The organism is Streptomyces sp. NPDC102258 (assembly GCF_055584685.1).
This window is the reverse complement of sequence record NZ_JBVJLO010000034.1, coordinates 23,010-34,543: the sequence shown is the minus strand read 5'-3', so window position 1 is coordinate 34,543 and position 11,534 is coordinate 23,010. Positions and strand designations below refer to the sequence as shown.

The window sequence follows — 11,534 nt, the reverse complement described above, 5'->3', positions numbered from 1 at the left end:
GCCTCGCCGGCGTTTGAGGCGCGGGGGTCCGGGGGCTGGCCCCCGGCAGCGGCGCTGCGGATGAACGGCTGCGCCGGCCATTACCCAGCCCCGCCGGCGTTTGAGGCGCGGGGTCGGGGGCGGAGCCCCAGGGCTTTCAGCCCCGCCTGCGATTGAGGCGCGGGCCCGGGGTCCCGTAGCGCCGCCGAGGGGGAGGGTCAGGCCCAGAGTTGGCCCTGGAGGGTTTCGATGGCTTCCTCCGTGGTGGCGGCCGTGTAGACGCCCGTCGAGAGGTACTTCCAGCCGCCGTCGGCCACGACGAAGACGATGTCCGCGCTCTCGCCGGAGGCCACCGCCTTGCGGCCCACCCCGATCGCCGCGTGCAGCGCCGCCCCCGTCGAGACGCCCGCGAAGATGCCCTCCTCGCGCAGCAGGTCCCGCGTGCGGGTCACCGCGTCCGCGGAGCCCACCGAATACCGGGTCGTGAGGACCGACGCGTCGTACAGCTCCGGGACGAAGCCCTCGTCGAGGTTGCGCAGCCCGTACACGAGGTCGTCGTAGCGCGGTTCCGCCGCCACGATCTTCACGCCCGGCACGTGCTCGCGCAGGTAGCGGCCGACGCCCATCAGGGTGCCCGTCGTGCCGAGGCCCGCCACGAAGTGGGTGATCGAGGGGAGGTCCGTCAGGATCTCCGGGCCGGTCGTGGCGTAGTGGGCGCCCGCGTTGTCCGGGTTGCCGTACTGGTAGAGCATCACCCAGTCCGGGTGCTCCGCCGCCAGTTCCTTCGCCACCCGCACCGCGGTGTTCGAGCCGCCCGCCGCCGGCGACGGGACGATCTCGGCTCCCCACATCGTGAGAAGGTCCCGGCGCTCCTGCGAGGTGTTCTCCGGCATGACGCACACGATCCGGTAGCCCTTGAGCTTCGCGGCCATCGCGAGCGAGATGCCCGTGTTGCCGGAGGTGGGTTCCAGGATGGTGCAGCCGGGGAAGAGGCGGCCGTCCTTCTCCGCCTGCTCGACCATGTGGAGCGCGGGGCGGTCCTTGATCGAGCCGGTCGGGTTGCGGTCTTCCAGCTTGGCCCAGATGCGGACGTCCGCCGAGGGCGAGAGCCTCGGCAGACGGACCAGCGGGGTGTTGCCGACGGCCGCGAGCGGGGAGTCGTAGCGCATTACTTCGAGCCGCCGGCCACGGCCGGGAGGATGGTGACGCTGTCGCCGTCCTTGAGGGCGGTGGAGATGCCGTCGAGGAAGCGGACGTCCTCGTCGTTGAGGTAGACGTTCACGAAGCGGCGCAGCTGGCCGCCGTCCACGATGCGCTCCTCGATGCCCTTGTGGCGGGTCTCCAGGTCCTTCAACAGGTCGCCGAGCGTGGCGCCTTCACCGCTGACGGCCTTCTCGCCGTCGGTGTAGGTGCGGAGGATAGTGGGGATGCGGACCTCGATGGCCATGACAGCGTGCTCCAGTGTCGGGAGGGCGTGAAGGAAAGTTCGCGTGACGGACGGGTTCGCGTGCGGGCGCACGGCTCTCGCCGCCCCCGCGCGGGGCCGGGGTGCTCAGGCGGCGGGACAGATGGCGCTGGCGAGGCGGCACAGATCGACGTGCAGCCGCGCCACGAGCAGCAGCCTGCCGGGCGTCTCGATGCTCACGTCGTGGGAAACCATGCGGTCATGTTAACGATTCCCGGTCCCTCGTTTGGAGTGTGATCCCGCATCGTGGACCACAACCGCTCGCATACTGGTCAGTAACCGGCGACGACCTGCACTTCTTCCTCCGTGACCACCCCGTCGACGATGCGGTACGAGCGGAACTGGAACGGGCCGAGGCCGTCCTGATCGGCCGTGGAGACCAGGACGTAGTGCGCGCCGGGCTCGTTCGCGTACGTGAGGTCCGTGCGCGAGGGGTACGCCTCGGTGGCGGTGTGCGAGTGGTAGACGATCACCGGCTCCTCGTCGCGGTCGTCCATCTCGCGGTAGAGCTTCAGCAGGTCCTTCGAGTCGAACTCGTAGAACGTGGGCGAGCGGGCCGCGTTCAGCATCGGGATGAACCGCTCCGGACGGCCGGTGCCCGCCGGGCCGGCCACGACGCCGCACGCCTCGTCGGGGTGGTCCTTTCGGGCGTGCTCGACGATCCGGTCGTACAGGTCCTGGGTGAGGGTCAGCATGAGCGACAGGATAAACAGACGGGCCCTCCCGTACCGAGGAGCGGTACGGGAGGGCCCGCATGGTGGACAGGAGCCCCGGGAGGGCGCGGTTCCCGGCCGTGGCAGGCGGCCGGGACTCACGCGGTCCGGGGGCGGCGGCTAGGCCGCCGGCTGCGAGGGCTGGCCGGTCTGCTCGGCCTGCCCGGCCTTGTTGAAGGCCGCGCCGTCCGGGTTGCGCTTCTTCAGGACCAGGTACGAGGCGCCGAGGATCAGGCCCCACAGCGGGGCGCAGTACAGGGAGACGCGCGAGTCCTTGTCGATGCCCATCATCACGATGACCATGCCGATGAACAGCAGGGCGAACCAGCTGGTCCAGGGAGCGCCGGGGGCGCGGAAGGCGGACTGCGGCAGCTCGCCGCGGTCGGCCTTGGCGCGGTAGCGGATCTGGCAGACCAGGATCATGATCCAGGCCCACATGCCGGAGATGGTGGCGAAGGAGACGACGTAGTCGAAGGCCTTGCCCGGGGCGACGTAGTTGATCCAGACGCCCACCAGCATCAGCGCGGCGGAGAAGGTGGTGCCGGCCAGCGGAGTGCCGCTCTTGGTGAGCTTGGTGAAGAACTTCGGGCCCTGGCCGTTGAGCGCGAGGTCGCGCAGCATCCGGCCGGTGGAGTACATGCCCGAGTTGCAGGAGGACAGCGCGGCGGTCAGCACGACGAAGTTGACGATCGCGGCGCCGACGCCGAGGCCCATCTTCTCGAAGGCCAGCACGAAGGGGCTCTCGCCCGCCTTGAAGTTGGACCACGGGATGACCGACATGATCATGATGAGCGCGCCGACGTAGAAGACGGCGATGCGCCACGGCACGGTGTTGATGGCCTTGGGCAGGGTCTTGCGCGGGTCCTTGGACTCGCCGGCGGTGACGCCGACCAGCTCGACCGCGAGGAAGGCGAACATCACGATCTGCAGGGTCATCAGCGTCTCGCCGATGCCGTTGGGGAAGAAGCCGCGGTCGTTCCAGAGGTTGGAGACGGAGGCGGTGCCGGCGGCGTCGGAGAAGCCGATGGTGAGGATGCCGGCGCAGATCAGGATCATGCCGACGATGGCCGTGACCTTGACCATCGAGAACCAGAACTCCAGCTCGCCGAAGAGCTTCACGGAGATCAGGTTGGCGGCGTAGAGGATGACGGTGAAGATCAGCGCGTACGCCCATTGCGGGAAGCCGTCATGGGTCCAGTACGCCATGTACTTGGCCGCGGCGGTGACCTCGGTGATGCCGGTGACCACCCAGAAGAGCCAGTACGTCCAGCCGGTCGCGTACCCCCAGAACGGGCCCAGGAACTCGCGGGCGTAGTCCGAGAAGGAACCGGAGACCGGGCGGTACATGAGCAGTTCGCCCAGCGCCCGCATGATGAAGAAGATGACCAGGCCGGCGATGGCGTAGGCCAGGATCAGGCTCGGTCCGGCCTTGGAGATCGCCTTGCCCGCGCCGAGGAACAGGCCGGTGCCGATGGCGCCGCCGATCGCGATCATCTGGATCTGGCGGGCCCCGAGCGCGCGGTGGTACCCCTCGCCCTCGCCCTGCGCGCCCTCGTCGGGCGTCCTGTCGTGCTGCTCGACCTGTACGGAGGTCATGTCTTTGGTGCGCCTTTCTCCACGCCGACCCGCGCCTTCACTGGCTGCGGATCGGGTCCTCGATCCCCCCGGATACGGATGGAGTTGCACGCCGGCGATCAGCCGGTTCAAGCGGGCCGGGGAACAGGGGTGGCGTCCCGTCGGCGGTCGTGAAGATTTATCACGTGCTTACGGGTGATCGAAGGGCATGGATGTGACGCAGAACATAAAAAAATCGGGACATAGGCCCCGAGGCCGATCAGACCACCACATGGTGGTGATCTGATCGTTATCCGGATTTGAGCGTCCGATGAGCGAACGACGAGTCTCCGCGAGGTTTCCGAAAGATCCGCTAAAGGGTCTCGATGAGCGTTTCCTGAAGGCCGCCGAGCCAGAGGTAGGCCATCACCATCGGTTTGCGCGGGTCGTCGTCCGGGAGCCGGAACAGCGCGGCGCTCTCGTCGTCCTCGGTGATGTCCAGCCGGGCCGCGATGGTGAGCCGCAGGTCGTTCAGGGCGCCGAGCCAGCACAGCCGCAGCGGGCCGGTCACCTCCAGCACCGCCGCCCCGTCGCCGGCCGGGGTGAGCCCGTCCAGGCTGCGTACGACGGCCAGCGCGTCCTCCCGCTTGCGGGTGCGCAGGTCGTTCTCGGTGAAGCGGCGGAACTCCGACGCGCGCTTGCGCAGCTCTTCCGGGTCCTCGCCGGGGGCCGCGCCGGGGCCTCCGTAGGCGTCGGGGAAGAGCCGGGCCAGCGCCGGGTCGGAGGGCGGCTCGGTGGGGCCGTCGGAGGCGAACAGCACGGCCAGCGGGTCGGCGTCCGCCGCGGGCTCCGGCTCGCCCGGGCCGATCAGCTCCAGCAGCTGCACGGCGAGGGAGCGCAGGATGGAGATCTCGATCTCGTCGAGGGCGACCGCGGCGCCGTCGCCGCCCTTCAGGGGCTCGAACACGCCGCCCATCAGAAGCGGTCCTGCGAGAGGGTCGCCCAGAGCCCGTAGCCGTGCATGGCCTGCACGTCGCGCTCCATCTCCTCGCGGGTACCGCTGGAGACGACCGCCCGCCCCTTGTGGTGGACGTCCATCATCAGCTTCGTCGCCTTGTCCTTGGGGTAGCCGAAGTACGCCTGGAACACGTACGTCACGTAGCTCATGAGGTTGACCGGGTCGTTGTGCACCAGGGTCACCCACGGGACGTCGGGTTCGGGGACCACGAAGGTCTCTTCGGCCGATTCGGTGCGTTCGATCTCAATGGGAGCAACACTCACTTGTCCCATGCTGCCACTGCGGGGGGCCCGTCGCACAAACGGGCCCCTACATCTCGTCACTTTGACGAGATGTGCGCTAGCATCCGTGACATGAACCCTGCGGACCTGGGCCTGCCGGTGGACGTGCCGTCGACAGCGCTCTTCACGGACCATTACGAGCTCACGATGCTGCAGGCCGCGCTGGCCAACGGCACCGCCGACCGCCGCTCGGTCTTCGAGGTCTTCACCCGGCGGCTGCCCGAGGGGCGGCGCTACGGGGTCGTCGCGGGGACCGGCCGGGTGCTCGACGCGGTGGAGAACTACCGCTTCGACGGCGCGGTGCTGGAATTCCTGCGGGAGCGCGCCGTCGTCGACATGCGCACGCTCGACTGGCTGGCGTCCTACCGTTTCTCGGGTGACATCTGGGGATACCCGGAGGGGGAGGTCTACTTCCCCGGCTCGCCCGTACTGCGGGTCGAGGGCAGCTTCGCCGAGTGCGTGCTGCTGGAGACCGTGATCCTGTCGATCCTCAACCACGACTCGGCGATCGCGGCCGCCGCCTCCCGGATGGCCTCCGCGGCCGGCGGGCGCCCGCTGATCGAGATGGGCGCCCGGCGCACGCACGAGCTGGCCGCCGTCGCCTCGGCGCGGGCCGCGTACGTGGGCGGCTTCACCTCCACCTCGGACCTCGCGGCCGGGTTCCGGTACGGGATCCCGACGGTCGGGACCAGCGCGCACGCCTTCACGCTCGTGCACGACAGCGAGCGGGACGCCTTCACCGCGCAGGTGGCCTCGCTGGGCCGGGGCACCACCCTGCTGGTGGACACGTACGACGTCGCCGAGGCGGTGCGCACCGCCGTGGAGGTGGCCGGCACCGACCTGGGCGCGGTCCGCATCGACTCCGGGGACCTGCTGCTGGTGGCGCACCGGGTGCGGCAGCAGCTGGACGAGCTGGGGGCGGTGAACACGCGGATCGTGGTCACCTCGGACCTGGACGAGTACGCCATCGCCTCGCTGGCGGCGGCGCCGGTGGACGCGTACGGGGTCGGCACCCAGCTGGTGACGGGCAGCGGCCACCCCACGTGCTCGATGGTCTACAAGCTGGTCGCGCGGGCCGTCTCGGCGGACCCGAAGGCGGCGCTGGTGCCGGTGGCGAAGAAGTCCTCCGGCGGCAAGACCTCCCTCGGCGGGCGCAAGTGGGCGGCCCGCCGGGTGGACGCGGACGGGATCGCCGAGGCGGAGGTCATCGGCACCGGGCCGGTGCCGGCCGCCCTGGCCGACCACCAGCTGCTGACCCAGCTCGTCAAGGCGGGCGAGGTGGTGGCCCGCGAGCCCCTGGAAGCGGCCCGCGCCCGCCACGCGGCGGCCCGCGCCGGCCTCCCCCTCTCGGCCGCCCAGCTCTCGCGGGGCGAGGCGGTCCTCCCGACGGAGTACGTGTAGCAACGGCGGCGGCCGGCGGGTCGGTCCGGGGTGGGTCCGGCGCCCCGTTTCGGGAAGGGGCGGGGTGGGGGAAGAGCCCCGGCAGGGCCCGCCGCACACGCACACCATCGAGCCGAAGGGCACGCGTCATGCACCGCGCACTGATCGTCGTCGACGTACAGAACGACTTCTGCGAGGGCGGCAGCCTCGCCGTCCCGGGCGGGGCCGACGTCGCCGCCTCGATCACCGAGCTGATCGGGCAGAGCACCGCCGGCTACCGGCACGTGGTCGCCACCCGCGACCACCACATCGACCCCGGTCCGCACTTCGCCCGCCCCCCGGCCGAGCCCGACTACGAGACCTCGTGGCCGGTGCACTGCGTCGCCGGGACCGAGGGCGTCGGGTTCCACCCGAACTTCGCGCCCGCCGTGGCGTCCGGGGCCGTCGCCGCCGTCTTCGACAAGGGCGCGTACGAGGCCGCGTACAGCGGTTTCGAGGGCGCCGACGAGAACGGCGCGCGGCTCACCGACTGGCTGCGCGAGCGCGAGGTGACCGAGGTCGACGTGGTCGGCATCGCCACCGACCACTGCGTCCGGGCCACCGCCCTCGACGCGGCCCGCGCGGGCTTCACCACCCGCGTCCTCCTCGACCTCACGGCCGCCGTCTCCCCCCACACCACCGCCCGCGCCCTCACGGACCTGGAAGCGGCCGGCGTCACCCTGACGGGCGACCGCCACCGCGGCTAGGCCGGGGCTGGGCGGGGGCGGCCGGGGGCTCAGGCGCCCCGCAGGAGGGCGCGGATCGGGTGCCAGAGTTCCTGGGCGCGGTCGGGGGCGCAGCGCCACAGGAGGCCGTCGGGGTGGTGCAGGACGGCGGTGACCTCGTCGGGGGTCGGGGGGTGGGCGTTGCCGCGGAGGTAGACCGCCCGCATCCCGTGGTTCCGCAGCCTGGTCAGGGCGCGGGCCCGGTTCGCGGCGTGCACCAGCACGCGGACGTTTCCGCCCTCGCCGAAGGGCCGCGGCAGCGTCAGCGCGACCACCACGCTGCCGCCCGGCAGTCTGACGAAACCTCCACCTGGCATGATCTTCAGCTCCCCCGTCAATAAGAAAACTCGCATGCGCATCTAAACGCGATCGGCCGCCGCCCGCTAGAGGGCGACGGCCGATCATGCTGTGACCTGCGGTTTTACCGACTACTTGACGGCGGGGCCGACCTCGATCGTCATCTGGAGCCCGTCGTAGGTCTCCTTCGCGATCTTGATCTTGGTGTTGGTGTCAGTGACCTTCACCGAACCGGTCGGGTTCTCGTCGTAGTAGTACTTGCCCTTGTGGTCGTCGAAGGCCAGCTGGGCCGGCTTCGGCTTCAGGAAGAGCGCCTCGCCGTTCTTGTGCAGGGTGAACGCGTCCGTCGAGTAGGCGCTGAACGGCGCGTCGTACGGCTGGATCTTGTTCCGCAGCAGGGTGCCGTCCGACCACTTCATCGGCTTGGCGTTGGCGTCGATCGGCAGGATCAGACCGGAGCCCGGGTGCTGGCTGGTGTTGTTGTCCTTCTGGGAGGTGTCCCAGAGCCAGATCAGCAGGCCGTCCTGGTACGGGTAGTGCTCGACCCAGTTCGGCTTGGTGTTGCTGAAGCCGAAGTTGTACGGGCCGACCTTGAGGGTCGAGTCGTACGAGACGTAGCGGCGGTTCTCGGCCAGGTAGTACTGGTCGTACTCCTTGGTGAAACCGGAGCCGACGCGGGAGAAGCCCTTGCCGGTCCAGCCGTTGTCACCGTTCTCCGCGCCGTCCGCGAAGACGGTGGCACCGTCCGCGGTCAGGTTGACGGCGTCGGCGGTGAAGCCCTTGCCGCCCGCGCCGCCGTCCGTCTGGTAACGGAAGCGGAGGTCGATCTTCTTGCCCGCGTAGGCGTCGAGCGGGAAGTTCAGCGACTTCCAGGCGCCGGAGACACCGGTCAGCGACGGGCTGCCGGAGGCGTCGGCCGGGATGGCCGCGCCGTCGGCGGTGCCGCCCAGCGCGGTCCAGGTGGCGCCGCCGTCCGTGGACACCTCGGTGTAGAGGAAGTCGTAGTCCTGCTCGATGTCCCACCAGCCCTTGAGGGACAGGGCGGCGGACTTCTTGCCCGTCAGGTCGACGGAGCGGGTGAGGGTGTTCTTGAGGTCGTCACCCATGTTGCTCCACCACTGCGAGGAGCCCTCGGCGGGAGCGACGATCTCGGTGGAGACCTTCTTCTTCGGCAGCTCGACCAGCAGCGCCTGCTTGTCGGCGGTGTTGTACGCCGACACGCCCAGCTTGTGGGTGGACTTCGTCGCGGCCTTGGCCTTGTCGTAGTTCAGCCAGCCCAGTTGCAGCTTGTCCCAGGCGGTCATGTCGCCCGGCATGTTGCCTATGGACTCCTTGCCGTCACCGAGCCAGGAGCCGGCCGACATCAGCGACCAGAAGCCGACGGAGTTGTCGCCGCCGCCGGAGGTGTCGTAGAGGTCCGGCAGACCGAGGTCGTGACCGTACTCGTGCGCGAAGACGCCGAGGCCGCCGTTCTCCGGCTGCATCGTGTAGTCGCCGACCCAGATGCCGGAGTTGCCGATCTGGGTGCCGCCGGCCTTGTTGTTCGCCGGGCCGGTCTTGCCGACGTCGGTGCCGTACGCGTACCAGCGGTGCGCCCACAGCGCGCTGGTGCCCTGCACGCCGCCGCCGGCCGACTCGTCCTCGCCCGCGTGGACGATCTGGAAGTGGTCGATGTAGCCGTCGGGCTCGTTGAAGTTGCCGTCGCCGTCGTAGTCGTTGCGGTCCCACTGGTCGTACTGCGCCAGCTGGGCCTTGATCTGCTCGTCGGTCTTGCCGGCCTTCTTCTGGGCCTCCGTCCACGCGGTGACGCCGTCGCGGACGGTGTCCCACACGTTGGAGCAGTTGGTCTGGCCGCAGTAGTTGGAGCCGTAACGGCCTTCGTTGTACGGGATCTTGACCCAGTCGGCGACCTCGCCGTCGACCGAGTACCGGCCCGAGGAGGTCTTCTCGTAGTAGGTCTTCAGCGAGTCCTTGCCCTGACCGGTACCGAAGTACAGGTCCTGGAAGTGCTGCCGGCTGAAGTCCTTCTGCCAGGCCGTGCTGTTGTTGTCCGCGCGGTTCGGCTCGGCGATCTGGTTGTGCAGCGGGCCGGGCGTGCCGCCGTACTTCGGCACGGGCGGCTTCGGGCCGGCGGGGCCGTCCGGGTCGTACATGGTCGAGTTGTCGACCTGGTCGCCGAACTCGACGAGGATCGTGAAGATCTTGTCGGTCTTCTCGCGGCCCAGCTCGACGTACTTCTTGTCGTCGAGCTTGACGACCTTCGAGGCGCCGCGCTGCTCGACGTCCTTCTTGCCGGTGAGCACCTGCTCAAGGGCGGCCTTGCGCTCCTTGGCGGCCTGCTCGCTGAAGGGGCCCTTCAGGTCGTGCTCCACGAGCTTGGCGGGAGCGGTCGGGTCCTGCCGGTCGTTGGCGGAGACACCGGGGCCCTTGTCCTCCGCCTGGGCGGCGGTGACGGTGAAGAAGGTGGCGCTGGTCGCGCAGGCGGCCATGGACACGCCGACGGCCAGGGTGCGCAGGGTGCGTCGTCTTACGGAGTTGCCGGTCACTTGATGTCGTTCCCCTCCCGCGGCCGCTACGTGGGTCGGAACTTCTCCATAGGAGGAGCAGGGGGTTCCGCGCGGCGCGCGTCTCAAGTGACGACATTTGACCGGAGAGTCGAAAGAAAAGACAGACCTTGACTTGTTCCTTACAACTGCACTATGCGGGCAGGCGGTTCCGGTATACGGACGTTCTCCCGCCATAGGGGGCCATCCCGGGCGAACGGACCGTCAGCGGGCCGGTGATGGCGGCGCATCGCGGACAGCCGTGCGCCCCCCGTGCTGCGGCACCGTGGGTAAGGTCACGCTTACTACTGGTGCGGCTCGGGCATCCCGTCCTAGAGTCACTTGACGCGCGACCTGTTGAGCCGACTCCCCCTCCCCGCCTTGAGGACGGAACACGCCATGCCGCGTCCGACTGCCGCACAGCTCGCCTACGGTTCCGCCACCGTCGTCGTCTCGACGATCGCCATGCTGCTGCTCTCGCAGACGAGCACGGGGGCCGGGGTCGCCGTCATCTCCGCGGCCGCGCTGGCCCTGGGACTGCTGGTCGCCCTCACCGTGCCGCTCCCCCGCCGCCGCGGCCGCCACGCCGCCCGGCGCGGCGGGGCCGCCGCCACGAGGGCTGCCGAGACGCGGGCCGCCGAGACCGGGGCGACCGGTTCCGGAGCCACCGAAGCCACCGGCGCCGACGCGCGTGCGCGGGTGCCGGAGCCGCGAACGGCCCCGGCCGAGCACTCCGTTCACCGCTGACGCCGCCGGGCCCGGACGCCGAAGCGGGCGGCCACCCCCCCGGAGGGGACGGCCGCCCGCGCGGGAGCGCGTACCGCTAGGGGGCCTTGACCACCACGGTCTTGGCCACCTTGTCGTGCAGGCCCTGCCGGTACGGTTTGTCGACGAGCATCGACACGATCAGTGCGAGCGGCCACAGGCAGAAGCAGCACACCAGCGTCGGGATCCAGAGCATGGCGGCGCGGCTCAGCGAGGCGTTGGACGGGGGCACCCGGCCGTCGTTGAGCATCGCGACGCGCAGGCCCAGGGCCTTCTTGCCCACCGTCTGGCCGCTGTGCTTGGTGAGCCACCAGTCGTAGCCGACGTACGCGATGATCGAGATCAGCGTCCAGATCAGTCCGGAGCCGTTGTACGACTTCGTGATGACCTCGGAGACGTCCTCACCCTTGCCGGTGTCGACGACGTACCGCTTGTTGCCGAAGGGGAGCTGGATCAGGAACAGCGGGATCCCGACGATCAGCAGGTCGATGATCCGGGCCCCGAGCCGCCGGCCGAAGTCCGCGAGCGGGGGCATGCCGGCGAGCGGGTCGGGCATGCCGTAGCCGCCGCCGCCTCCTCCGGGGGGCGGGGGCGGCGGGTAGCCACCGCCGCCGGGGGGCGGCGAGCCGTACGGTGAACCGCCCGACGGAGGCGTCGGTTCCTGGGGCTTCTTGAGGAACGGGTCGTCCTCGGGCGGCTGGCCCGGCGGCGGCTGGTCGGTACTCATGGCCCGAGTCGAACCCGGCCCCGCCGACCGCGCAACGGGACGGCGTCC

13 protein-coding genes are annotated in these 11,534 nt (G+C 70.1%); 3 read left to right on the top strand and 10 right to left on the bottom strand.

All coding sequences use genetic code 11. From position 1 onward, the window contains the following. Nucleotides 1-197 precede the first annotated feature (197 nt). From ACZ6ZT_RS33385 to clpS, 7 genes are all read right to left on the bottom strand, one after another. Nucleotides 198-1,148 carry a PLP-dependent cysteine synthase family protein gene (locus ACZ6ZT_RS33385; RefSeq protein WP_469724093.1) on the bottom strand — a complete coding sequence of 317 codons (951 nt, stop codon included), beginning with the start codon at nt 1,146-1,148 and terminating at the stop codon, nt 198-200. Then, nucleotides 1,148-1,426 (bottom strand): MoaD/ThiS family protein, encoded by a 279-nt coding sequence (locus tag ACZ6ZT_RS33380; protein ID WP_469724092.1) that lies wholly within the window; start codon nt 1,424-1,426, stop codon nt 1,148-1,150. Before ACZ6ZT_RS33380 ends, ACZ6ZT_RS33385 begins: the two co-directional genes overlap by 1 nt. A gap of 105 nt (nt 1,427-1,531) precedes the next feature. After that, nucleotides 1,532-1,639: a putative leader peptide gene (locus ACZ6ZT_RS33375; protein WP_311736929.1), complete on the bottom strand. Its 108-nt coding sequence runs from the start codon at nt 1,637-1,639 to the stop codon at nt 1,532-1,534. A gap of 77 nt (nt 1,640-1,716) precedes the next feature. Further along, a complete protein-coding gene (locus ACZ6ZT_RS33370) occupies nt 1,717-2,139 on the bottom strand; it encodes a M67 family metallopeptidase (RefSeq protein WP_469724090.1) in 423 nt (140 codons plus the stop codon). A gap of 138 nt (nt 2,140-2,277) precedes the next feature. Next, nucleotides 2,278-3,753, bottom strand: a complete 1,476-nt coding sequence (locus tag ACZ6ZT_RS33365) for an amino acid permease (RefSeq protein ID WP_469724089.1) — start codon at nt 3,751-3,753, stop codon at nt 2,278-2,280. A gap of 331 nt (nt 3,754-4,084) precedes the next feature. Continuing rightward, the gene (locus ACZ6ZT_RS33360) at nt 4,085-4,687 is read right to left on the bottom strand and encodes a DUF2017 domain-containing protein (protein ID WP_469724087.1); all 603 of its coding nucleotides are present in this window, start codon (nt 4,685-4,687) and stop codon (nt 4,085-4,087) included. Further along, nucleotides 4,687-5,001, bottom strand: a complete 315-nt coding sequence (clpS, locus tag ACZ6ZT_RS33355; protein ID WP_469724086.1) for an ATP-dependent Clp protease adapter ClpS — start codon at nt 4,999-5,001, stop codon at nt 4,687-4,689. Before clpS ends, ACZ6ZT_RS33360 begins: the two co-directional genes overlap by 1 nt. A gap of 81 nt (nt 5,002-5,082) precedes the next feature. On the opposite strand from clpS, the gene ACZ6ZT_RS33350 reads away from it, so the two are divergent. Both ACZ6ZT_RS33350 and ACZ6ZT_RS33345 read left to right on the top strand, forming a co-directional pair. Then, the gene (locus ACZ6ZT_RS33350; RefSeq protein ID WP_469724084.1) at nt 5,083-6,411 is read left to right on the top strand and encodes a nicotinate phosphoribosyltransferase; all 1,329 of its coding nucleotides are present in this window, start codon (nt 5,083-5,085) and stop codon (nt 6,409-6,411) included. A 128-nt stretch (nt 6,412-6,539) separates the two neighbouring features. Then, nucleotides 6,540-7,136, top strand: coding sequence for an isochorismatase family protein (locus tag ACZ6ZT_RS33345; RefSeq protein WP_469724083.1), 597 nt, complete (start codon nt 6,540-6,542; stop codon nt 7,134-7,136). A 29-nt stretch (nt 7,137-7,165) separates the two neighbouring features. Here the strand turns inward: ACZ6ZT_RS33345 and ACZ6ZT_RS33340 are convergent, their stop codons facing one another. Beyond that, nucleotides 7,166-7,471 (bottom strand): hypothetical protein, encoded by a 306-nt coding sequence (locus tag ACZ6ZT_RS33340; RefSeq protein WP_469724082.1) that lies wholly within the window; start codon nt 7,469-7,471, stop codon nt 7,166-7,168. A 111-nt stretch (nt 7,472-7,582) separates the two neighbouring features. Further along, on the bottom strand, nt 7,583-9,940 hold the full coding sequence (locus tag ACZ6ZT_RS33335) for an immune inhibitor A domain-containing protein (protein WP_469724095.1): 2,358 nt from the start codon (nt 9,938-9,940) through the stop codon (nt 7,583-7,585). A gap of 453 nt (nt 9,941-10,393) precedes the next feature. Here ACZ6ZT_RS33335 and ACZ6ZT_RS33330 point away from each other — a divergent pair, with 453 nt between their 5' ends. After that, nucleotides 10,394-10,741, top strand: coding sequence for a hypothetical protein (locus ACZ6ZT_RS33330; protein ID WP_469724080.1), 348 nt, complete (start codon nt 10,394-10,396; stop codon nt 10,739-10,741). Nucleotides 10,742-10,817: 76 nt separating this feature from the next. Here the strand turns inward: ACZ6ZT_RS33330 and ACZ6ZT_RS33325 are convergent, their stop codons facing one another. Next, nucleotides 10,818-11,486, bottom strand: coding sequence for an RDD family protein (locus ACZ6ZT_RS33325; protein ID WP_469724079.1), 669 nt, complete (start codon nt 11,484-11,486; stop codon nt 10,818-10,820). Nucleotides 11,487-11,534 lie beyond the last annotated feature (48 nt).